The organism is Rhodopseudomonas boonkerdii (genome assembly GCF_021184025.1).
Taxonomy (GTDB): domain Bacteria; phylum Pseudomonadota; class Alphaproteobacteria; order Rhizobiales; family Xanthobacteraceae; genus Tardiphaga; species Tardiphaga boonkerdii.
This window is the reverse complement of record NZ_CP036537.1, coordinates 1,710,110-1,734,398: the sequence shown is the minus strand read 5'-3', so window position 1 is coordinate 1,734,398 and position 24,289 is coordinate 1,710,110. Positions and strand designations below refer to the sequence as shown.

27 protein-coding genes and 1 tRNA gene are annotated in these 24,289 nt (G+C 61.8%); 15 read left to right on the top strand and 13 right to left on the bottom strand.

Features of this window, described 5'->3' with window-relative positions; translation table 11 throughout:
* Positions 1–31 precede the first annotated feature (31 nt).
* Positions 32–340, bottom strand: coding sequence for a polyhydroxyalkanoic acid system family protein (locus tag E0H22_RS08135; protein ID WP_233025156.1), 309 nt, complete (start codon positions 338–340; stop codon positions 32–34).
* A 144-nt stretch (positions 341–484) separates the two neighbouring features.
* Here E0H22_RS08135 and E0H22_RS08130 point away from each other — a divergent pair, with 144 nt between their 5' ends.
* On the top strand, positions 485–649 hold the full coding sequence (locus E0H22_RS08130; protein WP_212392490.1) for a DUF3309 family protein: 165 nt from the start codon (positions 485–487) through the stop codon (positions 647–649).
* Between the two features lie 84 nt (positions 650–733).
* Here the strand turns inward: E0H22_RS08130 and ligD are convergent, their stop codons facing one another.
* Positions 734–3,385 carry a DNA ligase D gene (ligD, locus tag E0H22_RS08125; protein ID WP_233025155.1) on the bottom strand — a complete coding sequence of 884 codons (2,652 nt, stop codon included), beginning with the start codon at positions 3,383–3,385 and terminating at the stop codon, positions 734–736.
* Positions 3,386–3,500: 115 nt separating this feature from the next.
* Here ligD and ku point away from each other — a divergent pair, with 115 nt between their 5' ends.
* Together ku and E0H22_RS08115 are read left to right on the top strand one after the other, a co-directional pair.
* Positions 3,501–4,385, top strand: coding sequence for a non-homologous end joining protein Ku (gene ku, locus E0H22_RS08120; RefSeq protein ID WP_233025153.1), 885 nt, complete (start codon positions 3,501–3,503; stop codon positions 4,383–4,385).
* Positions 4,386–4,387: 2 nt separating this feature from the next.
* Positions 4,388–4,645, top strand: coding sequence for a hypothetical protein (locus E0H22_RS08115; protein WP_233025151.1), 258 nt, complete (start codon positions 4,388–4,390; stop codon positions 4,643–4,645).
* Between the two features lie 31 nt (positions 4,646–4,676).
* On the opposite strand, the gene E0H22_RS08110 is transcribed toward E0H22_RS08115, so the two are convergent.
* Positions 4,677–4,934 carry a DUF6496 domain-containing protein gene (locus tag E0H22_RS08110; protein ID WP_233025149.1) on the bottom strand — a complete coding sequence of 86 codons (258 nt, stop codon included), beginning with the start codon at positions 4,932–4,934 and terminating at the stop codon, positions 4,677–4,679.
* A 195-nt stretch (positions 4,935–5,129) separates the two neighbouring features.
* On the opposite strand from E0H22_RS08110, the gene E0H22_RS08105 reads away from it, so the two are divergent.
* Both E0H22_RS08105 and dapA read left to right on the top strand, forming a co-directional pair.
* The gene (locus E0H22_RS08105; RefSeq protein WP_233025148.1) at positions 5,130–5,396 is read left to right on the top strand and encodes a hypothetical protein; all 267 of its coding nucleotides are present in this window, start codon (positions 5,130–5,132) and stop codon (positions 5,394–5,396) included.
* 9 nt (positions 5,397–5,405) lie between these two features.
* The gene (gene dapA, locus E0H22_RS08100; RefSeq protein WP_233025146.1) at positions 5,406–6,356 is read left to right on the top strand and encodes a 4-hydroxy-tetrahydrodipicolinate synthase; all 951 of its coding nucleotides are present in this window, start codon (positions 5,406–5,408) and stop codon (positions 6,354–6,356) included.
* 25 nt (positions 6,357–6,381) lie between these two features.
* On the opposite strand, the gene E0H22_RS08095 is transcribed toward dapA, so the two are convergent.
* From E0H22_RS08095 to E0H22_RS08080, 4 genes are all read right to left on the bottom strand, one after another.
* Positions 6,382–6,525, bottom strand: coding sequence for a hypothetical protein (locus tag E0H22_RS08095; RefSeq protein ID WP_233025145.1), 144 nt, complete (start codon positions 6,523–6,525; stop codon positions 6,382–6,384).
* On the bottom strand, positions 6,522–6,818 hold the full coding sequence (locus tag E0H22_RS08090; protein WP_233025144.1) for a hypothetical protein: 297 nt from the start codon (positions 6,816–6,818) through the stop codon (positions 6,522–6,524). The genes E0H22_RS08095 and E0H22_RS08090 overlap by 4 nt, the downstream gene beginning before the upstream one ends.
* Before the next feature lie 285 nt (positions 6,819–7,103).
* Positions 7,104–8,762: an OFA family MFS transporter gene (locus E0H22_RS08085; RefSeq protein WP_233025143.1), complete on the bottom strand. Its 1,659-nt coding sequence runs from the start codon at positions 8,760–8,762 to the stop codon at positions 7,104–7,106.
* A 206-nt stretch (positions 8,763–8,968) separates the two neighbouring features.
* Positions 8,969–9,217, bottom strand: coding sequence for a sulfurtransferase TusA family protein (locus tag E0H22_RS08080; RefSeq protein ID WP_233025142.1), 249 nt, complete (start codon positions 9,215–9,217; stop codon positions 8,969–8,971).
* Positions 9,218–9,282: 65 nt separating this feature from the next.
* Between E0H22_RS08080 and mobA the strand changes: the two genes are divergently transcribed.
* Positions 9,283–9,918, top strand: a complete 636-nt coding sequence (mobA, locus tag E0H22_RS08075) for a molybdenum cofactor guanylyltransferase MobA (RefSeq protein WP_233025141.1) — start codon at positions 9,283–9,285, stop codon at positions 9,916–9,918.
* Between the two features lie 57 nt (positions 9,919–9,975).
* Entirely contained in the window at positions 9,976–11,184 is a 1,209-nt protein-coding gene (locus E0H22_RS08070; RefSeq protein WP_233025140.1) for an ABC transporter substrate-binding protein, read from the top strand.
* Positions 11,185–11,187: 3 nt separating this feature from the next.
* Here the strand turns inward: E0H22_RS08070 and E0H22_RS08065 are convergent, their stop codons facing one another.
* Complete coding sequence (locus tag E0H22_RS08065; RefSeq protein WP_430715266.1) at positions 11,188–12,153, bottom strand: TAXI family TRAP transporter solute-binding subunit; 966 nt, start codon at positions 12,151–12,153, stop codon at positions 11,188–11,190.
* A gap of 222 nt (positions 12,154–12,375) precedes the next feature.
* Between E0H22_RS08065 and E0H22_RS08060 the strand changes: the two genes are divergently transcribed.
* From E0H22_RS08060 to E0H22_RS08035, 6 genes are all read left to right on the top strand, one after another.
* Positions 12,376–12,451: transfer RNA gene (locus E0H22_RS08060), tRNA-Ile, on the top strand.
* A 73-nt stretch (positions 12,452–12,524) separates the two neighbouring features.
* Positions 12,525–12,623 carry a hypothetical protein gene (locus E0H22_RS08055; protein WP_233025137.1) on the top strand — a complete coding sequence of 33 codons (99 nt, stop codon included), beginning with the start codon at positions 12,525–12,527 and terminating at the stop codon, positions 12,621–12,623.
* Positions 12,599–13,540: a 2-dehydro-3-deoxygalactonokinase gene (locus E0H22_RS08050; protein ID WP_233025136.1), complete on the top strand. Its 942-nt coding sequence runs from the start codon at positions 12,599–12,601 to the stop codon at positions 13,538–13,540. The genes E0H22_RS08055 and E0H22_RS08050 overlap by 25 nt, the downstream gene beginning before the upstream one ends.
* Positions 13,540–14,175 carry a 2-dehydro-3-deoxy-6-phosphogalactonate aldolase gene (locus tag E0H22_RS08045; RefSeq protein WP_233025134.1) on the top strand — a complete coding sequence of 212 codons (636 nt, stop codon included), beginning with the start codon at positions 13,540–13,542 and terminating at the stop codon, positions 14,173–14,175. The genes E0H22_RS08050 and E0H22_RS08045 overlap by 1 nt, the downstream gene beginning before the upstream one ends.
* Before the next feature lie 157 nt (positions 14,176–14,332).
* Complete coding sequence (locus E0H22_RS08040; RefSeq protein WP_233025133.1) at positions 14,333–14,764, top strand: hypothetical protein; 432 nt, start codon at positions 14,333–14,335, stop codon at positions 14,762–14,764.
* Between the two features lie 63 nt (positions 14,765–14,827).
* The gene (locus E0H22_RS08035; RefSeq protein WP_233025131.1) at positions 14,828–15,751 is read left to right on the top strand and encodes a cation diffusion facilitator family transporter; all 924 of its coding nucleotides are present in this window, start codon (positions 14,828–14,830) and stop codon (positions 15,749–15,751) included.
* A gap of 2 nt (positions 15,752–15,753) precedes the next feature.
* Here E0H22_RS08035 and E0H22_RS08030 read toward each other — a convergent pair whose 3' ends face one another.
* Positions 15,754–17,001 (bottom strand): MFS transporter, encoded by a 1,248-nt coding sequence (locus E0H22_RS08030; RefSeq protein ID WP_233025130.1) that lies wholly within the window; start codon positions 16,999–17,001, stop codon positions 15,754–15,756.
* Positions 17,002–17,495: 494 nt separating this feature from the next.
* Here E0H22_RS08030 and flhA point away from each other — a divergent pair, with 494 nt between their 5' ends.
* Both flhA and E0H22_RS08020 read left to right on the top strand, forming a co-directional pair.
* Positions 17,496–19,652 (top strand): flagellar biosynthesis protein FlhA, encoded by a 2,157-nt coding sequence (gene flhA / locus E0H22_RS08025; protein ID WP_233025129.1) that lies wholly within the window; start codon positions 17,496–17,498, stop codon positions 19,650–19,652.
* Positions 19,653–20,036: 384 nt separating this feature from the next.
* The gene (locus tag E0H22_RS08020) at positions 20,037–20,237 is read left to right on the top strand and encodes a hypothetical protein (protein WP_233025128.1); all 201 of its coding nucleotides are present in this window, start codon (positions 20,037–20,039) and stop codon (positions 20,235–20,237) included.
* A gap of 499 nt (positions 20,238–20,736) precedes the next feature.
* Here E0H22_RS08020 and E0H22_RS08015 read toward each other — a convergent pair whose 3' ends face one another.
* From E0H22_RS08015 to fliI, 4 genes are all read right to left on the bottom strand, one after another.
* Positions 20,737–21,606 carry an anti-sigma factor gene (locus tag E0H22_RS08015; RefSeq protein WP_233026195.1) on the bottom strand — a complete coding sequence of 290 codons (870 nt, stop codon included), beginning with the start codon at positions 21,604–21,606 and terminating at the stop codon, positions 20,737–20,739.
* On the bottom strand, positions 21,606–22,154 hold the full coding sequence (locus tag E0H22_RS08010; protein ID WP_233025127.1) for a sigma-70 family RNA polymerase sigma factor: 549 nt from the start codon (positions 22,152–22,154) through the stop codon (positions 21,606–21,608). The genes E0H22_RS08015 and E0H22_RS08010 overlap by 1 nt, the downstream gene beginning before the upstream one ends.
* Positions 22,155–22,338: 184 nt before the next feature.
* The gene (gene fliJ, locus E0H22_RS08005; protein WP_233025126.1) at positions 22,339–22,758 is read right to left on the bottom strand and encodes a flagellar export protein FliJ; all 420 of its coding nucleotides are present in this window, start codon (positions 22,756–22,758) and stop codon (positions 22,339–22,341) included.
* Positions 22,759–22,867: 109 nt separating this feature from the next.
* Positions 22,868–24,193, bottom strand: coding sequence for a flagellar protein export ATPase FliI (gene fliI / locus E0H22_RS08000; RefSeq protein ID WP_233026193.1), 1,326 nt, complete (start codon positions 24,191–24,193; stop codon positions 22,868–22,870).
* Positions 24,194–24,289: the final 96 nt, after the last annotated feature.

Here is a 24,289-nt window from a genome sequence, read left to right as displayed (position 1 = left end):
GCCCGGAGATTCCTCAGTTCCCACCTCCGCATTACTTCTTCTCGAGCAACAATTTTCCACGTGACCTGATCACAGCCTGCGCGGCTTCAGCAAAGCGCTGCAAAAGCCACGGCAGTGTCACTTCGACATTGACCCGATCGTCGAGCACATCGACATGTCCGGATGCCACTTGCCCTAACGCGCGCACGCGAAGATCCAGCCGATCTCCATCCCAGCGCTCATCCTCCACTTTCACGATCGGGACGCCGGCGGCGGCGCGTGCGAGACCGCCCTTGAGCCGGCGCACCGCCTCCTCGCGGCCGAGCGAATGGGGAATGGATACAGTGAGCGGTGCAGACATCGCACAAATCCTCGCATCGGTTAGATAGTGACATCGACGGTGAAGCGACAGCTCCGTATGCGGTTTCACCACGGGAACCTTGCCGTTGTCCGGACGTTTTATCGCAGGTGATAGCTGACATATGCGACGGCTGAGGAGAACAACATGTCTATCGGTACCATCATTCTGATCATTCTAATTATCGCACTGCTTGGCGGATTCAGCGGCATCGGCGGTGGCCCGTTCTACGGCACCGGCTATTATGGCGGCGGCGGCCTCGGCCTGGTGATCGTGATTCTGCTGATCCTTTTGTTGCTTGGTCGGCTGTAAACGACGGAAATCGCGTTCGAAGGCGCGGTCATCTCTGAACCGCGCCTTTGTAACCCGGATGAAAGCAGCATAGTCCGGGCGCGACTACTTCATCTTCCCGATCGCTGCCTTGATCGACGACGCGGCTTTCTCGTAATCCATCCAGGCCTTGCTCCTTTTTAGCAGCCCCGGCACGCTGCGCAGCGTGTATTTTCTCGGATCGAGATTGCCGCGCACCTGCGCCCACGTCACCGGCATCGACACCGTGGCGCCCTTCCTCGCCCGTGGTGACAGCACCGATACCGCTGTCGACATGCGATCGTTGCGCAGATAATCGAGAAAGATCCTCCCCTTCCGCTTCGCTTTCGACATGTTGACGAGATAGCGCTCGGGGTCATCTCCCGCCATCTGCTGGCAGATGGTCTGAGCAAATGTCTTTGCGATCTTCCAGTCGACGCGATCTCGCACACCATACTTCAACGGTACGACCACATGCAGACCTTTGCCGCCGGTGGTCTTGCAAAAGCTTTCCATGCCCAGTGCGGATAGTCGCTCGTTCAGCTCTCGAGCTGCAGCGATCACGTCGGTAAACGTCACCTCCGGCGAAGGATCGAGATCGAAGACCAAACGGCCGGGCACATCGGGCTCGCCTGGCGCGCAGTTCCATGGATGAAGCTCGAGCCCGCCCATCTGCGCGACCGCCGCAAGCCCCTCGATACGGTCTATCTGCAGATACGGCTTGCGATCGCCCGACACCTTCACGAGCTCCAGCAAACTCGATGTGCCGGCCATGGCATGGCGTTGAAAGAATTGTTGACCGTCGATCCCGTCGGGCGCGCGCACCACGGAGCATGGCCGCCCCTTCAGATGGGGCATCATCCAGCCGCCCACCGCCTCGAAATATTCGGCGAGATCCCGCTTCGTGACGGCTCCCCCGTCATCGATGTCCGGCCAAAGCGCCTTGTCGGCATGCGAGAGCGTGACGCCCATCACCTCCGCGGATTTTCCCGCGACCGATCTCGACACTGTTTTTTTGGCTGCCTTCCTGGTTCTGCCACGCCTCGGCTTGGGCTCAGCGAGCGCTGTTTTCTTCGGCTTCTCGGCCTCGACTTCCTCCGCCGGCTTGTCCTGACGCAATCCTTTGAACGATGCCTGGCGCACCATACCGGAGTCGGTGAAGCCGGCGAATTCGATCTCGGCCACGAGTTCCGGCTTGAGCCAATGCACATCACGCCCGCCCGCCGGCGCATTCTCGCCACCAAACGGCGACCGTTCCGCGGCAGCCTTCTTCAATGCCGGCATGATACGTTTGACCTTGTCGGCACCATAACCTGTGCCGACAATGCCGACATAAGCGAGATGATCGCCTTTGTTGACCCCGGCAAGCAGTGAACGGAACTTGCCCTTGGTGGTCTTCCAGCCCCCGATGACCACCTCATGTCCTGCACGACACTTGGCTTTGGTCCAGTTCGACGAGCGGCCGGACGTATAGCGAGCGGCGAGCTTCTTCGACACGATACCTTCCAGCGACAGCTTGCAGGCCGATTGCAGGATCGCATCGCCGCCGGATTCGAAATGATCGACATAACGAATCAAGCCTTCCTTCCGGCGACCGCGCGCTTGCGACAACAATGTCTTCAAGCGCGATTTCCGTTCCGACAGCGGCAGTCTGCGCAGGTCTTCGCCATCGGCGAACAACAGGTCGAATGCGAAAAAGATCAGCGTATCGGTTTCACCATCGGACAGGGCCGCCTGTAATGCAGCGAAATCCGGTGCACCGCCGCTGTCGAGTCCCACGATCTCACCATCGATCATGCAATCCGGCAAATTGCCGGCTTCCTCCGCAATAACCGGAAAACTGTCGGTCCAGTCGAGTCCCTTCCGTGTCTTCAGTGTCGCTTCGCCGGTTTCGACGCGAAGCTGCATGCGGTAACCGTCGAACTTGATCTCATGCACCCAGCCCGCGGCCGCGGGCGGGCGGTCCACCGAAATGCACAGTTCCGGAGCGACGAAGCCCGGTATCGTCACCGCCTTCTTCGCCTTCCTCGCCACACCTGCTTTGGTTCGGCCTCCCTTCCGGGTGCGCGCTTCTGCCGCCTCGCCCTCGCTGGAATCCCAGACGGCATCTTTTCTGATCTTCGCGCGCTTGCCAATCATGAACGGTTTTGGCGCACGTCCTTTGCCTTCGGCAATATCTTCCATGCTGCGCCCCGAAGCGACCGACGCGTCCCCGTCCAGGATCGCCTCTCCGTCGCCATCCACGGCATAGTCGTCCCGATGCTTGATCAGCAGCCAGTTGGCGCGTTTGCCGCCATTGCGGTCGCGCCTCATCCGGACCAGCACGAAGCCGCCATGCAGCTTCTCGCCGTCCAGCGTGAACTTCAGATCGCCCTTCTTAAGACCCTTGGCCGCATCTTCCGCGTCGTAATAGCCACGGTCCCAGAGCTGCACCGTGCCGCCGCCATACTGTCCCTTCGGGATCGTCCCTTCGAAATCACCGTAATCGAGCGGATGGTCCTCGACCTCCACCGCCAGCCGTTTGTCGGCAGGATCGAGGGAGGGCCCGCGCGTCACCGCCCAGGACTTGAACACGCCATCCATCTCCAGCCGCAGGTCATAGTGCAGCCGCGTGGCATCGTGTTTCTGGATCACGAAGCGCGGTCGCTTCGCCGGCGTGACCACGATCTTGCCGGACGGCTCCCGGGTCTGCGCAAAATCGCGCTTCTTGCGGTAAATCGATAGTTGGCGATCGGCCACGATGCATACTCCAAAGGCCACCGGGTAGGATGGAACCAAAACGGAGAGCTTCCGTTGAAGTTCCACACGCGCAAACGATCGGCGTTGCAAGCAATTGTACCGAGTTGGAGGACGCATGGCTCCGCCCCGCGCCTATTGGAAAGGCTCTCTCAAACTGTCGCTGGTGACCTGCCCGGTCGTACTCTATCCGGCCTCCACCACCGTGGAGAAAACCCGATTCCATATGATCAATCGCGAAACCGGCAATCGTCTGAAACAGCAGATGATCGACTCCGAGACCGGCGACGTGGTCGAGAAGGATCAGAAAGCGCGCGGCTACGAGATCAGCAAAGGCGAGTATATCGAGATCGAGAAGGAAGAACTCGAAGCCGTACAGATCGAAAGCAATCACACCATCGACATCGACAGCTTTGTCCCGCGCGACGAGATCGACCGCCGCTACCTGAACCATCCCTACTACATCGCGCCGGACGGCAAGGCCGGGGCCGATGCCTTTGCGGTGATTCGCGATGCGATGAAGGATCAGGATCGCGTGGCCCTGGCGCGCATCGTGCTGACCAATCGCGAGCATGTGATCGCCCTCGAGCCGCTCGGCAAGGGCCTGCTCGGCACCACGTTGCGTTATCCTTACGAGGTGCGTGACGAGACCGACTATTTCGACGACATCAAGAGTCCGAAGATCGCCAAGGACATGATCGAGCTCGCGACACATATCCTCGACAGCAAGGCATCGCATTTCGATCCCGGCAAATTCAAGGACGAATACGAAGCGGCACTAAAGACACTGGTGAAACGCAAGGCAGCCGGCAAACCGGTGAAGGCCGTGGCGAAGGAAGAGAAGCCTGATAACGTGATCAATCTGATGGACGCACTGAAGGCCAGCCTCAAAGGCGGCAAAACACCGACCAAGCGCGCCGTCGCCGCGCGCCGGCCAACGGCGCGCAAGCGGCCCGGCAAGAAGGTCAGGCATTCTGCAGCGCGTCATCGCAAGGCCAGCTGATCATGATGAAAGCACTGGGTCCGGTGATTGCGATAGCCGCACTCCCGTATGCATCCGCCATACAAGCGCAGCAGCTGCAAGCCCGCGAATGCAATGCATCCAACATTGCCTTCGTGGCTGAGGCCATATCGAAGATGCCGGACGGCAGGCCGAAACAAACGGCATCGGATGAGATCAGCGTTGCCAGCGAGAAAATGGCGTTGGGCAAGACGGACGAGTGCAAGGATCACTTGTTGAGGGCATCGCTGCAAACGAAGTGACGTTCTCAACGCCGTTTTCCTTCCCTCACGATCATGACTTCTTCTTTGTTTTTCTAACGTTCTTCGTTTTCTTCGCAGTCTTTTTTCCGGCCGCAGCTTTCTTCACTGTTTTCTTGGGTGCCTTTGGCACCTTCTTGCCTTCGCCGCGCGCTTCTGACAGGCCGATAGCGATCGCCTGTTTTCGGCTCGTGACCTTCTTCCCGGAACGTCCACTTTTGAGCGTACCAGCTTTGGCTTTCTTCACGGCGCGCGCGACTTTCTTCGCAGCTTTCCTGGAATATTTCGCCATTACAAGCTCCCTTACATTGCCAGAGATTTTAACCGTGATTCCAAACGATGGTTCCGGCCCAGCGCGTCACGCCTGCAGCAATCCGGCTTTTATGCTACGTTTATAATGCAGTTCTTTCTCCTGTCTCGTTTTCAAACGCCCTGCCGTTCATGTTGGACTCACACGCTTGCGAGCGTAACGTTGCAGGAGACTACCGTGGGCCGTTTTGAACCTCCCTTGCCTGAATTCTTCCTTGTTGTGATTGGCCAGAACAGCCGCGGCCAGTGGGTCGCACAAGAACAACGCGGCCTGTTTGGAGGCCTGTTCAAGAATCGTATCCATGCTTTGCGCTATGCGATGTTTGAGACCGGGAACGACGCCAAGGCCATTGTGGAAACTGCTGACCTTGTCGAGCTCAATATGAGCGCACCATCTTTCATATCCGCGCAGCCGGCCAAACCGCCGCAACGACACGCGGCCTGATCGCGCATCATGTCTGCACTCTCCGTCCCGGTTCATGCAGTCTTTCACAGTAACGGCTGGCTGCACGGCATGATCGCGGATCTGCCGACGCCATTCCATTCCGATGGCAGGATCGATCTCCTCACTTTCGCGCGTCTCTGCGAACGTCAGGTTTGCGCCGGAGCCAGCGCGATCGTGATCGGCGCGACCGCCGGAGAAGGCGATACTCTCTCCGATGTCGAACGAACGACGCTGATCCGCACGGCGGTCGGCGTTGCACGCAACCGCCTGCGCGTCATCGTCGGCGCCGGATCGAATTGCACGGCCCAAGCGATCGAATGGACGCGCATGGCACAATCCACGGGCGCCGCCGCCGCGATCTCCGTCGTGCCCTACTACAACAGACCGACAGCCGACGGCATTGCCGCGCATTTTCACGCCATTCTCGGCGCGACAACGCTGCCGATCATCCTGCATGACGCACCTTCACGCTGTGCGCGCGACCTGACAGACGATGTCATTATCGATCTTGCGGCCTCGCCACGGGTGATCGGCCTGCGCGATGATACTGATAATGCATTGCGGCTTTCCCGCCTGCGATCACTGCTGCCGTCAGAATTCCGATTTCTCGCGGGACACGACGCGACGGCATTGTCCTATCTGCTCGCCGGCGGCGATGGGGTGATTTCAGCGCTTGTGAATGTTGCGCCGAAGCTCTGCCGCGGCATGTACGACGCCGCCCGCAAGGGATACCCGCGCTACGCGACCACGATCTCGGACATGCTGATGCCGCTCGCCGACATATTGTCGTCAGCGCAGGTATCGTCCGTGATCAAATATGCGATGAGCTTACGCGGCCTGGGAAACGCCGATGTGAGGCTGCCACGCACTCCGCTCGATGAGACCTGGCAACGCCGCGTTGAGACAGCCCTGGCAGCGATTTGGGCCTCGCCGGACGAGGTGAGGTCCCGAGCGATTTGAAGGACTCGGTCGGAGGAAGCTTGCGCTAAACCGGCGGACACGTCTTTTCCATCTTCTCACGGCTTTTCGGGCCGGGGCCGCGCATATAATGAGCAGCCGGGTGATAAACCGCCGGTCCGATCACAATCCGCCAGATCTGCACCAGCAATGCCAGCACGCGCGCCATCATGAAACGCGTCTCCGATCCTGCTGTGCCGGCGTCTCCACATGACGCATGCCGACGCGCGCCAGCTCATGCCGTGCCCGCTGCATCTTGTCGGCTACGAGGGCCATGCGGATCGACGCGAAGCAGCTCCTGATGTCGTTCCGCACCCGGCGTATGGCCACGCAGAAGCGCTTCCACCGCACGCCATTGGAATGATGGGCGATCGGCGTCTGGCTCCGGCTGATCAGATAGGCCCGATAGGCGCCATCGGCCGAGAGATCGTGCGCCTGCGTCTCGCGATTGTGGAACATTATCATGTTGCTGTCCGCCTTGATGAGGTGCCCCGGCCAGACACACCAGGACACTTCAAAGATGCGAACAAAGCCATAGGAATGCGAGAGGGATCGCCCTGCCGCATCATAAGCACGGCATAAAGAACCGCAGCTCCGCGTACATGGCTCAGCTCTTGCCCTTGCAGTTTTCAATGGTGGACCAGCTCTGGAGATTCCTTTGACCTTTTCTCCGAATGTTCGTTATCGCGAGAACCGCGATGCCGAAAAGAGAAAGGGACCGGAAGCTTTCGCCGCCGGTCCCTGATGATCTTACTGGAAGATCTTGATGGCGCTTTGCAGCGTGAGCCAGACGCCCCATATCAGCGGGACTCCGACGAACAGCCAGAAGGCCGCAGCGGACGCATCGAGCCCCCCTTTGCCGATGCCGTAGGAACCGCCACCGATCGAAGCGGCCTCCGCGCCCTTGGCCTGCAAGGCCGCGACCTCTTCCGGCTTCATGAACCAGTGCTGCGCCAGAGGCTTCACCAGCATGTTGCAGATCAGGCCAACCACCAGCATGCCGGCGAGGATGTACATCGTGAAGTCATAGACCTGCGCCCGCGGCACGCCGGCGGCGATCTGGAATTCACGGATGTAGTTCACGACCACCGGGCCGATGATGCCGGCTGTCGCCCAGGCCGTCAGCAGACGGCCATGGATGGCACCGACGAACTGGGTGCCGAAGATATCGGCGAGATAGGCCGGGATGGTGGCGAAACCGCCGCCATACATGGACAGGATGATGCCGATGGCGAACACGAACAACACCTTGTTGCCCGTCGCCGCCAGCGTCGGCACCAGAGCGTAGAGCACGATGCCGAGAATGAAGAACGTGTAATAGGTGTTTTTGCGGCCCATCTTGTCCGACAGCGACGCCCAGAAAAAGCGCCCGGCGATGTTGAACAGCGAGATCAGGCCCGCGAAACCGGCGGCAATGCCGGCAATCGACGTCTTCTGCGCAGCGGTGAGCTGGCTGAACGACACATCGGGCAGCCCGATCAGCTTGCCGGCGAAGATCTCCTGCAACATCGGCGACGCCATGCCGATGACGCCGATGCCTGCCGACACGTTGAGGCACAGCACGCCCCAGATCAGCCAGAACTGCTTGGTCTTGTGCGCATTGTCGAGATGCACGTGACCGGTGGTGATCATCTTGTTGGTTGTGGCGGGCGGCGTCCAGCCATCCGGCTTCCAGTTCGGGGGTGTGATGCGATAGGAGAATGCACCGATGGTCATGAACACGAAATAGATCACGCCCATGGCCAGGAACGTCTGCCATACACCGACATCGGTGGGCGTCTTGAAATAGTTCATGAGCATGTTGGCAAGCGGCGAACCGATCATCGCGCCGCCGCCGAAGCCCATGATGGCCATGCCCGTCGCCATGCCGCGGCGATCCGGGAACCACTTCACCAGGGTGGACACCGGCGAGATGTAGCCGAGACCAAGACCGACACCGCCGATCACGCCCGAGCCGATCCACAGCAGCCACAGTTGATGCGTATAGATGCCGATGGAGCCGAGCACGAGACCGCCACACCAGCACAGCGCCGAGACAAAGGCAGCCTTGCGCGGACCGACGCGCTCCAGCCAGCCGCCCCAGATGGCAGCGGAAACACCGAGCAACACGAAGAAGAGGGTGTACATCCAGCCGAGGCTGGCGACCTTCCAGTTACAACTGGTGGTGAACAATTCGGTCATCAGCGACATGCCGTCGCAAACTTCCTTCGATGCTGGATTGGGGATTGCCTGCGACAGCGGCAGCCAGAACACGCTGAAGCCATAGGCCATGCCAATGCAAAGATGAATGCAAAGCGCCGCCGGCGGCACCAGCCAGCGATTGAATCCTGCCGTCGCGATAATGCGCTCGCGATCTAACAAACCTGGCCTTGCGCCAGACAGACTTCCGGCATTGCCAACAGTTGTCATTAAAATTCTCCCCAGCAGTCAGCCCTTCTGAGCTGCCCTGCGTTAACGAAACAGTCGCGTCGTCAATTCATTCCCCGGCTGCGTGCAGACGACAGATTCTCGCGCGTCAGCTGTTGGGGACAGGACCAAAGACCGGCGCCGGAGTCGATAGGGAAAAAGTATCAATCTACGAAATTTCTCAATTATCTCAGTGGTATACCAGGGACTCAATCATCATTTGCTATCGCAGCATTCATTTTTTGAATGACGAATATCATCACATCGCCGGATCGCTCCGAGCAGTCGATGCGGTCGCCGATCTGCTGCACCAGCACTGGAATATCGATCACTGCCATGGGGTCCGTGCAGCGCACTTCGATATATTCACCGACCGCAAGCATCTTCATTGCCTTGCGCGTCATCAACGCAGGCAGCGGGCATTTCAGTCCGGTGAGATCGAGCTTGGTTACGGCCACACATAGGTTCCGGGTGATGCGGCGGGTTATATATCCCGACGACGCCAAATGTCATATGCAGGCTTATGACGATGAAGGATCGTGAGTTCACGCTTGGCCTTGTGCTTGCCGGCGGTCTCGCCCGCCGTATGGGCGGTGGCGACAAGCCAATGCGCGTCATCGCCGGCCGCAGCATGATGGCCCGCGTCATCGATCGTATCGCGCCGCAATGCGACGCGCTCGTGCTTAACGCCAATGGCGATACGACCCGGTTTGCGGTATTCGGCCTTCCGGTCGTCGCTGACAGCATTACGGATTTTCCCGGCCCTCTTGCCGGCGTTCTTGCAGGGCTCGACTGGACAGCGCAGCATCGGCCTGACATCAGGTGGATGCTCAGCGCGCCGGGCGATTGCCCGTTCCTGCCGCGCGATCTCGCTGCAAGTTTGCATCGTGCACGGAGCGACGAAGATGCGGAGCTGGCGGTGGCCGCCTCGGCCGGACAAACTCACCCTGTCGTCGGACTATGGGACGTTGCATTGCGCCATGATCTGCGACATGCGCTGATGAATGAACAACTCCGCCAGGTCAGCCGTTTCATGGCGCGCTATAGGCTCGCCAAAGTCGACTGGCCGACCGCCCCCCTCGATCCCTTCTTCAATGCCAACACGGCCGATGACCTCATCGAGGCCGAACGCCTCGCATTGCTAGACGACAAGGGCTGACCTAAGCTTCCTTCCAATACGCGGTCGCAAGTGCCGCGCTAAATCGGGAGGATTTTCATGCGCGGCACCTGCCTGTCCGTGATCTCGTCGCTCGCCTTTGCCCTTTTCACCTCCACCGCATCAGCGCAAATCTCCGACGACGTCGTCAAGATCGGCGTGCTCACCGACATGAACGGTCCGGCGGCCACGCCCTCCGGTCAGGGATCCGTCACGGCTGCGCAAATGGCCGTGGAGGACTTTGGCGGCAGCGTGCTCGGCAAGCCGATCAGCGTGATCGTCGGCGACCATCAGCTCAAGCCCGATGTCGGCGCCTCGCTGGCGCGGCGCTGGTACGATGTCGATCAGGTCGACATCATCGTCGATGTGCCCGTCTCCGCCGTCGGCCTTGCCGTGCAGAATGTCGCCAACGACCGCAAGCGTCTCTTCATCACCCATTCCACCGGCGCGGCTGATTTCCACGGCAAGTTCTGCTCGCCCTACACGATGCAATGGGTGTTCGATACCCGCGCCCTTGCCGTCGGTACCGCGCAGGAAGTCGTGAAGCGCGGCGGCGACACATGGTTCTTCATCACCGACGATTTTGCCTTCGGGCATGCGCTGAAGCGCGATGCGGCAGCGGTCGTGACGAAGACCGGCGGCAAGGTGATCGGCTCCGTGCGTCCGCCCTTCGGCGCGTCCGACCTCTCCTCCTTCGTGCTGCAGGCGCAAGCCTCAAAGGCGAAGATCATCGGCATCGCCGGCGGCCCGCCGAACAATATCAACGAGATCAAGACCGCCGGCGAATTCGGCGTATTCAAGGGCGGACAACAGATGGCCGCGTTGCTGGCGCTGATCACCGACATCGACTCGCTCGGCCTGCAGACCGCACAGGGCCTACTGCTGACGACGTCGTTCTATTGGGACATGGACGACAAGACGCGCGCATGGTCGAAGCGCTTTTTCGACAAGACGAAGCGCATGCCTACCATGTGGCAGGCCGGCGTCTATTCCTCCACTATGGTCTATCTCAACGCCATCAAGGAGGCCGGCACCGACGATCCTCTGAAGGTGGCTGCCAAGATGCGCGAGAAGCCGATCGAGGACTTCTTCGCACGCAACGGCAAACTGCGCGAGGACGGGCTGATGGTACACGACCTGATGCTGGTGCAGGTGAAATCGCCGGAAGAGTCGAAGTATCCGTGGGACTACTACAAGATACTCGCCAAAATCTCCGGCGAGGATGCCTTCGGCCCACCGGACCCGGCATGCGGGTTGATCAAGAAGTAAGAGCTACTTCACAGCCCCGATCTCGCGAAAATATTTCAGCACGCCGGGATGGATCATCGTCAGCTCGGGCGCAGCGGCGACGGTATTGCTCGCCGTCGTCTCCTTCGCCTGAGCGAGCTTCGCACCGAGCGAAGCCTCCGCCCCGTGCAGTGTTTTCGCGAGCCGATAGGCGACATCATCCGGCAGCGCTTCGCGCGTCAGGATGTAACTCCACGAGCCCACCGATGCGATGGGCGCCGGCTGGTTCGGATAACTGTTCGCGCCGATCAGAAGCGGCTTGAGGAAACTGTGCTTGGCCCGGATCTGTGCGATCTCAGCGGCATCCGGTGCGATGAAGCGCGCGCCGCCAGGGCTCTCGCTCATCGTCTTGAAACCGGGCCAGCCGATGCCCGCGCCCCATAGCGCGGCCACGCGGCCATCCAGCACCATCGCCGGGCCGTCGCCTGCGCGGTCGAGATAGACGGCCTGGAAATCCTTGTCCTGATCGAGCCCAAGCCCGTCCAGCACATAGCGCGACAGGAAGACAAGGCCGGAGCCCTTCGCGCCGAAGGCCACCGGCTTGCCGACGAGATCGCGGATGGTCTTGTAAGGGCTATCGGCGCGCACCACGAACATGCCGGGATTGGAATACAACGCCGTCAGGATTTTCAGCCTGGTTGGCACCCGCTTGATGCCCTTGAAGGCCTCATAGGCCGGCTCGCCCGCCACCAGCGCCAGATCGAGCCTGCCCTCTTCCAGCAGCGGAATGTTCTCGGTCGAGCCTTTGGTGTTTTGCGTGCGCAACTGCAGCCCCGGATCGGCCGCGTTCATCACCTCGGCAAAGGCCTCGCCATAGAGCGGAAAGCCGCCGCCCGGCGTCGCGGTGCCGAGGCTGAGGGTGGTGGCGGGATTTTCCGAGCGCGACATCGGCGCGGTTCCTTGTTGCGCCAATGCGGTGCCACCGAGAAACAGGACAAGGGCAAGCGTCATGGCTTTCATGGCGTCCATCATACGTTAAACCCTCGCCGCCACCAGCGCCCGCAGCACCCGTCAACGATCTCACGATACCAATGACGGCCTCGAAACAGCGAACGAAAACGTCTCCGGATCGCCAAAGTCTGGTGGCATATCGCACCGCCATTGAATGGCAGCGGCGAGCCATATAAGGAAAGCAGGCACCGCCGTCCCAACTCCCGACCACGGGACGCCGGCGGGCCTGTAGCTCAATGGTTAGAGCCGACCGCTCATAACGGTCTGGTTGCAGGTTCGAGTCCTGCCGGGCCCACCACAACCTCAATCATTGCGCCTGCATTATCGACGGCACTGCAACCATTGACGGCCTGGGCGGGCAGATCTTCCGCATGATGATCAATCGCGCGTCCGGGAAGTCTTCCAAGAGCGAGGCGTTCGGCTATGGTCAGGACGAATTCGTGCCATGGCAGATCGGGGTGGGAACGTGACATCGGGCAGACCCGCTTTCGTCGCGGTGGATTGGGGGACCAGCAGCTTCCGTGGCTGGCTGATGACGGTCGACGGCACCTCGCTCGCGGAAACGCGCGGGCATGAAGGCATGCTCCATTGCGCGACGTCCGGCTTTGCCCCGGTGCTGGCGGATCATCTCGCCAGGCTCGGCGCAGCTCGGGAATTGCCCGTGCTGATTTGCGGCATGGCCGGCGCACGGCAGGGCTGGATCGAAGCGCCCTATCTGCACACACCGACCAGGCTCGATGCGCTGCATAGCGGCGCGCGCCGCGTCGAAACAGCCGGCGACATCCGTATCCTGCCAGGTATCGCCCAAGCCGATGCCGCGGCGCCAGACGTAATGCGCGGCGAGGAAACCCAGTTACTTGGTGTCACCGAACCGGATTTCACCGGCCTCGTCTGTATCCCCGGCACCCACAGCAAATGGATCCGGATCGATGCCGGCAGCGTAACGTCGTTCGCGACGTATATGACTGGCGAACTGTTCTCGGTCATCGCCCTGCACAGCATTCTTAAACACGCGGTCGTGGCGGACGCACCCTTCGGCGCAACGGGCAGCGCCTTCCGCGACGGCCTGCAGCGTGCGTACCGCGCGCCGACGCGGCTGACGTCATCGCTGTTCGGTCTGCGTGCCGGACAATTGCTCGGCTTCGAACAACATACCGACGGCGCCGCGCACCTGTCCGGCCTGCTGATCGGCGCCGAACTTGCCGACGCAGTGATGCAATACGGCAGGGAGCACCCGGTGCGCCTGATCGGCGCCGGCACGCTCGGCCAGCTCTACGCAACAGCGCTTGCCGACATCGGTTTCAAAGCCACGTTGATCGATGCCGAACAGGCGTCACGACGCGGCCTCGTCAAGGCCGCCATCCATCTCTGGGGAACGCAATTCTGATGACACAACCGATCCATTGGCCCACCGTCAAACGGCCGCTCGTCGCCATCCTCCGCGGTGTGAAACCCGATGAAGTGGAGGGCATCGTCGACGTCTTGATCGACGGCGGCTTCGAGATGATCGAGGTGCCGCTGAATTCGCCGGATCCGTTCGTCTCCATCGAACGCGCCTGCAAACGCTTCGGCAAGGACAGCCTGATCGGCGCCGGAACGGTGCTGACGGCAGCCGACTGCGCACGGGTTTCCGATGCCGGCGGCCGCCTGATGGTCAGCCCGAATGTCGACGTAGACGTGCTGGCAATGGCCGTGAGCCGGGGCATGGTCACCATGCCGGGCGTGTTCTCGCCGACCGAGGCGTTTCTCGCGCTGCGCTCCGGTGCCTCCGCGCTGAAATTCTTCCCCGCCTCCACGCTTGGCGCCTCCGGCATCGCCGCCATTCGCGCCGTGCTGCCGCCCGACACGGTGATCGGGGCCGTCGGTGGCGTATCGGACAAAAACTTCTCCGACTATGTCGCCGCCGGTGTGCAGGCCTTCGGCATCGGCAGCAGCCTGTACCGCCCCGGAATGACAACCGCGGAGGTGCGCGCGACCGCGCGGAAAACGGTCGAGTCCTATGACCGTGCGGCGCGGCAATAGACGCCCGTCGTGCAAGACTTGCTTCACCCGCATGGGTGATGTGATGACTCGCGGATCAGCTGCGGGTGCGCGCCCGTGCAGGTCATGTTAGCTTCACCTGGTTTCACCCACAGATTGGTCTCTGGTGACTGCGAAGCACATTTCCGGTTCGATCTGGATGATTCAGGCGCTGCTGTGCGGCGTCCTGACCTGTACACTACCCGGACCGGCACGGGCCGACGCGCGGCAATTGTCGCTGATGCCGGATCCACGCGGCGAATTCATCCGCTTGTGCGCGCCGTTCATGGCGGCACGCTACGCGCGTCCAGAAGCAGTGTGCGATTGTCTGCGCAACGCGATGTTCAATCGGATCGAGGACACCGAAATTCTCGACGCCCTGCTTTACGGTGTCACCGAGCGGGGCGTGCCGACGCTCAGCCGCGCCTGGCTGCCGGCTGAGAAATGGCCGCTGATCGAGGGCACCATGACGGCGATTGCCGAACCGACCATGCAATGCATGTTCGGCAGCGGCACGGAAAGTCGCAAACCGCAGGATCTGCCGCGCGATGGATCGCACGCGATGCCGCCGGTCCAGGACCTGACGCCATAGCCGAAATGCGTTAGTTTCGGCAGATTCTTCAATATATCCTTGTGGCCTTCTTGCGTCCCCACCATGACAAACTTGCAGCAAGACACCGACAGCCACGAGGAGCGCAGGACCCTCGTTTATTCCATTATCGTCACCGCGCTCGACGCTGCGGTCGGTATCTCGGTGGGGCTTGTCATCAATTCATCATCAATCGTGTTCGATGGCGTGTACTCCGTGATCGACGCCGCGATGACCGGCCTGTCCGTCGGCGTCTCGCTACTGCTGACGCGAGGATCGACTCGCTACTTCCAGTTCGGCTTCTGGCAGTTCGAACCGATGCTGGTGCTGCTCAACAGCGTCGTGCTGGCATTGTCGTGCGGTTATGCGCTGCTCGGCGCCTTGAACGACTTGTTCAGCGTTGGACGTGCCGTGTCATTCGGGCCCGGCGCCGCCTATGGCATCGTCGCGGGATTGCTTGCGTTGCTCATGGCCTATGTCATTGGGCGGCGCGCGAAGCGACTGGATTCCGAATTGCTGCTGATGGACGCACGCAATTGGTTCGCATCGGGCCTCGTCAGCGTGGCGCTTGGCATCAGCTTCTGGATCGCAGCGCGGATGCATGGGACGAGTTACGATCATCTCGTGCCCTATCTCGATCCCGCAGTACTCGCGACACTCAGCCTGCTGCTGCTGCCGCTCCCGCTGCGGGCGTGCTGGCGGTCGGTGAAGGATATCATCCAGGTCGCGCCGGTGGATCTCGATGAAGAGGTGCGCGAGATCGCGCGCGACATCCAGAAGCGTTACGGCTTCGAGAATTTTTCGAGCTATGTCGCCAAGATGGGGCGCGCGCGTTTCGTCGATATCACCTTCCTCGCGCCGGACGATCTCGGGCCGCGGGAGGTGGATTTCTTCGACGGCATCCGGCGCGAGATCGCAGAGAGACTCGAGGCCGTGCCGCCGAGCCACTGGCTCAATATCGAATTCACCAGCGACGAAGCCTGGCTGTAGGCTCATTCCGCCGCGCGGAGCGTCATCATCGCCCGCTTGCGGGCGCGCAGCAGCAGCCAGCCCACGATGGCGACGTTGAAGACGTTCCAGGCGGCACCGTTGACGAAAGCGGCGCGGTAAGAGCCGGTGGCATCGAAGATCACGCCGGACAGCCAGCCGCCGAGCGACATGCCGAGCACCGTGCCGAGAATGACGATGCCGACCCGCGTCGCGGCCTGCGCGGCGGGCATCGCCTCGCGGATGATGATCGCGTAAGCCGGCACGATTCCGCCCTGGAACAGGCCGAACATCGCGGAGATCACATAGAGCGAGGTCAGGCCGTCGAAGAACAGATAGAAGGTCAGCGCCACGCCCTGCGCGATGGCGCCGACCAGAAGCGTGCGCAGACCGCCGATGCGATCGGCGAGAAAGCCCGAGCCGACGCGGCTGACGATGCCGAGTGCAAGCATCAGCGACAGCATCTCGGCGCCGCGGGCGACGCCGTAACCGAGATCGCCGCAATAGGCGACGATGTGCACCTGCGGCATCGCCATGGCGACGCAGCAGCCGATGCCGGCGACGAACAACAGCGCGGTCAACGTATTGTCGCCGAGCCGCAGATCGACTTTCGGCGGCGGCGCGTTGACATGGTTGCGGCGCTCATTGGCGCCCATCTGCGCGCGCAGGATCGCGAGCGTGACCAGCGTGAATACGAGAGCGACGGCGGCGATGCCGATCTGGCTGCTGCGCCAGCCGTAAGTGAGCATGAACCAGCTCACCAGCGGCGGCCAGAACGTGCCGCCGATATAGCTGCCGGTGGCCGCGACGGTGACGGCGATGCCGCGGCGGCGCTCGAACCAGTGCGAGGCCTCTGCCATCAGCGGCGCGAAGGTGGCGGATGAACCTGCGCCGATGGCGATATGCAAGAGATTGAACTGCCACAGCGCCGTGGTCCGCGCCGACAGCACATAGCCCACCGCCATCAGGACGGTGGCCAGCGCGATGGTGGCGACGATGCCGAAGCGGTCGGTCAGCCTGCCGCCGATCACGCCGCCGATGCCGAAGCCGGCCATGGTCATGGTGAAGGCCAACGACGCCGCGCCGCGGGTGGCCGCGAAATCGGCCTGCACGGCGGGCAGGATCACCACGACCGACCACATGCCGACCGAGCCAAGCGAGCCCACGATGAGGGCCAAGGCAAGCCGGGTCCATGCCTGACGGCTGTCGGGCTGGAAGGCAGGCGTTTCCGGAATGGCAGTTTCTGGCGTCACGCCGGCAAACTGAAGGGGAGTTCCTGCTGGGTCAAGCCGACCTGCTGAAGGATTAGGCATGCGGAAGTGGGGGAGCGGAGAACATTCTTCCCCTCTTCCCACGACGGCCGCGGTGTCCCCTCCCCCGCTCGGGGGGAGGGTCAGGGAGAGGGTGTCTCCCAACTCGTACGTCCGCGAGGCCCCGCTCCCGGCTTCGCTCTTCGAGCTTCACCGCGGCACACGGCTCCAGCCCTCTCCCGCAAGCGGGAGAGGTAGCAGATCTGCCTCCGCACCCCTGCGTCACGCTGCCCTAACTTCCCTCCGGTTAAGTGAAATTAACCCTTTGCTAACCATACACACGGCAAAAATTGCCGAGTGATATCGCGTCTCGTCAGCCGATCGGGGGAATGCCCGTGGATGCCAGTGCGGTGCCTCACTTGCGGATCGGCGGCCCTCCGGCTGCCAGGCCTACGTTCGGCGCGCATGATCGTCATGCGCGCGGGGAAGCGGTGACGATGACGGATTTGGTGGCGGGTCAAGGCATCGGCAGCCCGAACGGCGGCGGCTTCGATCTCGAAAAGCTCAAGAGCACGATCATGCGCGGCGATATCGCGCTCGCGCTCGGCGTCCTGGTCATCCTGATCGTGCTGATCATGCCGTTGCCGGCATTCATGCTGGACGTCTTTCTCGCGATCTCCATCACCATGTCGGTGCTGATCCTGATGACGGCGCTGTTCACCCAGACGCCGCTGGAATTCTCATCGTTCCCGACCGTGCTGCTGATCTCGACCATGCTGCGGCTGTCGCTGAACCTCGCCTCGACCCGCCTGATCCTCTCGCACGGCCATGAAGGCACCGCCGCCGCCGGCCATGTCATCGAGGCGTTCGGCCATTTCGTGATGGGTGGCAACTTCGTCATCGGTGTGGTCGTGTTCGCGATCCTGCTGATCGTGAACTTCATCGTCATCACCAAGGGTTCAGGCCGTATCGCCGAAGTCGCCGCGCGCTTTCAACTCGACTCGATGCCTGGCAAGCAGATGGCGATCGACGCCGACCTCTCCGCCGGCCTGATCGACGAAGCGACCGCCAAGGCACGCCGCAAGGAGCTGGAAGACGAAAGCGGCTTCTTCGGCGCCATGGACGGTGCCTCGAAATTCGTCCGTGGCGACGCCATCGCCGGCCTGCTCATCACCGCCATCAACGTGGTCGGCGGCATCATCATCGGCGTTGCACAACAAGGCATGCCGTTCTCCGAAGCCGGCCGCACCTACACGCTGCTGACCGTTGGCGACGGCCTCGTCACTCAGGTCCCTGCCCTGATCGTCTCGACCGCAGCCGGCCTGCTCGTCTCCAAGGCCGGCATCACCGGCGCCGCTGACAAGACGCTGATGAGGCAGTTCTCCGGCTATCCACAGGCGCTCGGCATGTCCGCCGGCGTCATGTTCACGCTGGCATTGCTGCCGGGCATTCCGATGCTGCCCTTCATCGCCCTCGGCGGTGGCGCCAGCTGGCTCGCCTACACCGCCAGCAAGCGCAACAAGGTGCAGAAGGCCGCAGCTGCTCAGCAAGCCGCAGCCGGTAGCGCCGGCGGGCCGGCCACTGCCGCCGGCGCCGCACAGGGCGCTGCTGCTGCCGAAGAGCCGATTTCCGCATCGCTGAAGATCGACGACCTCAAGATCGAACTCGGTTACGCGCTGCTGCCGCTGGTCAACGGACCTGACGGCACCGATCGTCTCACCGAACAGATCAAGGCATTGCGCAAGTCGCTGGCCGTCGAGATGGGTTTTGTGATGCCATCGGTGCGCATCCTCGACAATGTCCAGCTCGAGGCAAACACCTACGTCATCAAGATCAAGGAAGTCGAAGCCGGCACCGGCCGCATCTGGCCGAACCAGTTCATGGTCATGGACCCCGGCGGCCAGCAGGTCACCGTGCCCGGCATCCACACGACAGAGCCGACTTTCGGCCTGCCCGCCACCTGGGTCGATGCCGCGCTGAAGGAAGAAGCCTCCTTGAAGGGCTATACGGTTGTCGATGCCGCCACCGTGCTGTCGACGCACTTGACTGAACTGCTCAAGGGCAACATGTCGGACCTGCTCTCCTATGGCGAGGTGCAGAAGCTGCTCAAGGATCTGCCGAAGGAACAGGGCGAGCTGGTCAAGGACATCGTTCCCGCGCTCATCACCGTCTCCGGCATCCAGCGCGTACTTCAGCTCCTTCTCACCGAGCGCATCTCGGTGCGAGACCTCTCGACCATTCTCGAAGGCATCGCCGACGCACTTGCCTATTCGCGCAATCCATCGACCATCGTCGAACATGTCCGGGCCCGCCTCGCTCGCCAGATCTGCGCGCAGAATACGTCCTATGCCGGCTATCTTCCCCTCATCGCGCTCTCGGCGCATTGGGAGCAAGCTTTCGCGGAGTCCATCATCGGCAACGGCGAGGAACGCAGCCTCGCGATGCAGCCGTCAAAGCTGTCGGAATTCATGGTCGCGGTGCGCAACAGTTTCGAACAGGCCGCACGTGAAGGCGAAGCGCCGGTGCTCGTCACCTCGGCCGCGATCCGGCCGTTCGTGCGCTCGCTGGTCGAGCGTTTCCGCTCGCAGACGACCGTTTTGTCGCAGGCGGAAATCCATCCCCGCGCCCGGCTGAAGACGGTCGGAAGCGTCTGAGCTCAGTCCTGTCTTCCGGACGCGATCCGAGGCAGAAACCCATAGCTACTCGGCTCGAAAACGCTGCTGGCCGGCAAATCACCTCAGGACCGGCGATGCAAATTCATCACACACAAGAGGCTTGCCGATTCGTAATGTTTCACCGGCAGATCACCACAAGCTGCGACAAAACAATCTATCTTCTTGATAAATAGAGAATATTTTACAAAATCCAGGTTTACCCGCCCGTTTGCGGGGCATGCAATCACGGAATCTCACCGCCTTGTGATCGTCAATCCGGAACGTCAGCCCTCGATTTTACGTTTCTTGCAACACAGATTGTGAACCTGACGGCAGAAGCTCGACACCAACGAGTCGTCAGGAAGAGAACGGCAGGAGCGTTCGATGAACCACTCGATTTACAGCGCGGATCGCATGACCCACCTGAAAGTGGTCGTCGTGGCTCTCGTGGCAGGTATTTTCGTGGCGGGTGTCGGTATCTCGTCGCGCATCAATTCGGATCAGAGCTTCACGCAGACCGCGCGCACCATCAAGGCCGGCGCACCGGTGACGACGGCAACGTCGAACGCGAGCATGGTCCGCTAAGAGTTTTATGAATTCGCATGCCGATGTCCCCCAAGGTCGTCATGCGGACGCAGCAGACCCCACTCCCCCCAAGTGGACTGCTAAATGGAAAACGCCCGCTCCCCACGGGCGTTTTTCTTTTGTGGGGTGCTCTGTTTGTGTAGTTGAGCACTACGTACTCAATCCCTCATGGTGAGGAGGCCTAGCGGTGCAATTGCGCCGCTGAGAGCGCCGTCTCGAACCATGAGTTGGCTTGGCTCCAGAGGGCCGCCACCCTTCGAGACGCCGCGCTCTGCCCGGCTCCTCAGAACCTGACCGAAAAAGCCCCAAACCTCATCCTGAGGAGCCATTTCGTCAGAAATGGCGTCTCGAAGGATGGACCGGGAGCTCCGGCATCCTACGAAATATCTTTCGAGACGGTCCTGCAAAGCCATCTCATGGTTCGAGACGCGGCCTGTGGCCGCTCCTCACCATGAGGGGGCGAGTTTGCGGTCAGACACTGAGGATGAGGGTTCGAGTTTCACTTCGGCGGCGGTACCGTTTCGATCAGCTTGCCGGTGAACACGATCGGGCCCGTCGCCGAACCGGTCGGCGAGCCGCCTTCCGGTTCGATGGTCACCGCGTAGGTGGCCTGATTGACCGTCTCCGGATCGTAGGTCGCAAGCGCGGCGCGGGTGGTGAATTCATCGCCGCCAATCACGCCGAGCGAACGCGGGCTCTGAAACTTGTCGGACACGATCCAGAGCTCGTAGCTCTTACCCGTCTGCGGTTCGGCGCCGACACGGCGAACCGTGAAATTCTTGGTCACGGCATCGACGGTGAGAATGAAGGCCGGCGATGACGCATCGGTCTGCAGCAAAGCGACATATTGCGACTGCGCGGCGAGTTGCTGAGGTGCCGGCGCCTGCTGGACGACCTGCACGATCGGCTTTGGACGAAGACCGGCCGGCAAAAGATCCGGACGCGTCGCCTGCACGCCGATCAGGGCAATCAGCGCGGCAGCAATGGCCCCCGTCGCGGCAGCAATACCGCGCCAGCGCTGCGCGCGGCGCATCAGGACGATGACATTGGAACTGTCGGCCTGCACAGGCTCGCGCACGGCTTCGGCAACGGGCGCCGCTGCGGGCTCCGGCACCGATGGCAGCACGAGGGGCGCCTGCTGACCCGACAGGCCAATGGTGCTGCGGATGCTGTCCCACACCTGCGGACGCGGCTCGACAAGACCGACCATGTGATTGAGCACGGCGAGCGCGCGCTCCCACGACTCGACGACAGCCGCATAGTTCTTGTCGACCACCATCATCTGCTCGACCTGCGCGCGTTCGTCGGCATCGAGCGTGCCGAGCGCGTATTCCGCGGCGAGTACGATATGATCTTCGCTGTAGTCCATCATGCCAGCCCCAGACATGCGCGGATATCCAACATGCTTCGGCGCAGCCATGTCTTTACGGTGTTCACGGGCGTCTGGAATTTGGCCGCAAGCTGTTCGCGACTCCAGCCGTTGTAGTAAGCGAGCAGCACCAGCTTCTGCCGTTCCGGTTCGAGCTGCCCGACGCATTCGAGCAGGCGCCGCAATTCTTCGGTCATCTCGCGGCGCGCGAGCGGATCGGGCGTATCGGCGGCGACGTCCATGGCGGCCGGCTCTTCCTCTATCGACACCTCGCCCTTCTTGCGCACGACATCGATCGCGCGATTGCGCGCTATCGAAGCCATCCATGTGATTGGCGACGCGACGCCGGGGTTGAACTGGCCGGCGCTGTTCCAGATCTTGACATAGACCTCCTGGATCACTTCCTCCGCGAGATCCTGTCTGCGCAAGATACGGAGAACGACACCGAACAGTTTCGCGCGCGTGGCGGTATAAAGGCGCTCGAATGCAGCCTCATCGCCCTTTGCAACCGCTGCGATGAGCCAGACCAGTTCTGCCGGCGTGAGCATCCCGTCTCCTCGACCTGGAAATATCTTTTGCTACGTGATGGGCTTCGCGAAGCGGTATTGCCGACTCGTAACATGAATACCGGCGCGCAAGCCATGATGGTTGTTCGCGCTGTGGATACAGGCCAATGAAAAACCCGGACCTTGCAGCCCGGGCTTGAAAGCTTCGTACCGAAGTAATCCGGTCTCAGGCGACCGCACCGATGCGGGCGCGCATCAGGCCGATGCTGTCGAGATCGGCCTGCTCGCGGGCATTCTCCTCTTCGCGGGCCCGGGCCTGGTCGCGCTCGTCGAGCAGTTCGACCTTCTTGAGCTCTTCGAAGGCTTCGGCGAGCAGCGCCTTGGCGTCTTCGAGCTGGACGCGCAATTCGTCGGCCGAGCGGGTCAGGTTTTCGCGGCGCTGGATCGCGGCCTTGGCATAAGTCGGATAGGCGAAGTGGGACGGATCCTGAATGCCGGCGCGGTCCTGCTCGGTCTGGATCTCGCGCTCCAGATCGACCGACATGCGCTGGAAGTCGGCGATCATGCCTTCGATCTGATTGACCCGGCGGCGCTTCTCGTCGACCTGAAACTTCTTCAGGCGGATCAGGGTGTCACGTGACTTCATCGACTCATACTCCCCAGAAGTCCCGGTCTCAAAGCGGGACAACGCCAGCAGCCCGAACGGGAGCAGCCGGCCGAATTCCATCTCTGGCGATCATGATGCCGCGACAAAGTTAGCGTTCCGTTGCCAAACTACCAACGATTTGTTGCAGTTGCTGGTATCCCTCCAGCAATCCACATACCTCGTCCTTGCGCTGGCGCAGGAACGCCTCGAGCGGCTCGTGCAGCGCGATGGCCTCGTCCACCTCCGGGCTGGAACCGGCGCGATAGGCGCCGAGGCGGATCAGCTCTTCCATATCCGAGTAGGTCGCCATGATCTGGCGCGCGCGCGTGATGGTCGGCAGATAGGCCGGATCGCAGGAACGCGGCATGGTACGCGAAACGGATTTGAGAATATTGATGGCCGGATAGCGCCCACGCTCGGCGATGCCGCGCTGCATGACGATATGGCCATCGAGAATGCCGCGCACCGCGTCGGCCACGGGTTCGTTGTGATCGTCGCCGTCCACCAGCACCGTGAAGATCGCTGTGATGGAACCTTCGTCGGTGCCGGGCCCTGCCCGTTCCAGCAGCTTCGGCAATTCGGTGAAGACCGTCGGCGTATAACCTTTTGCGGTCGGCGGCTCGCCCACGGAGAGGCCGATCTCGCGCTGCGCCATGGCGAAACGGGTGACCGAGTCCATCATGCACATGACGTCCTTGCCCTCGTCGCGGAAGTATTCCGAGATGGACAAAGTGAGATAGGCAGCCTGGCGGCGCATCAGCGCCGGCTCGTCCGAGGTCGCCACCACGACCACCGCGCGGGCGAGACCTTCCTCGCCGAGATCCTCTTGCAGGAACTCCTGCACCTCGCGACCACGCTCGCCGATCAGGCCGATGACCGAGACATCCGCATCGACGTTGCGCGCCAGCATCGAGAGCAGCACCGACTTACCGACGCCCGAACCAGCGAAAATGCCCATGCGCTGACCGCGGCAGCAGGTGAGAAAGGTGTTCATGGAACGGACGCCGAGATCGAGCGGCGCACCGACGCGCTTGCGCGCATGCGCCGGCGGCGGCGCTGCACGATAGGGCATCGGCGCCGGGCCCTGCGGCAGCGGGCCCTTGCCATCAATGGGCTCGCCCATGGCATTGACCACGCGGCCGAGCCAGCCGATCGACGGCCGCACCATGCTGGCAGCATTGGCGATGACTGCACGGCAGCCACGGCGGACGCCCTCGAGGCCGGCAAAGGGCATCACGACAGCATTGTCGCCGGAGAAGCCGATCACCTCGGCTGGGATGAAACGGTTGGTGCCGGTCTCGATGACGAGACGCGCGCCGACGGACATGGCGTGGATGGGGCCGGCGATCTCCACCATGAGACCGCGCACGCCGACCACGCGTCCGTAGATGTTGACGCCGTCGATATCGGCGATCTGTTCGGCAAGTGCTTTCACGAGCAATGCGCTTTCAAGGAAGTCCGGCCTTTACTGCCTTATCGTCGCCTTCAACGTGAATGCTTCGTAGCGAAAGCTTTAAAGTTTCGCCTCATT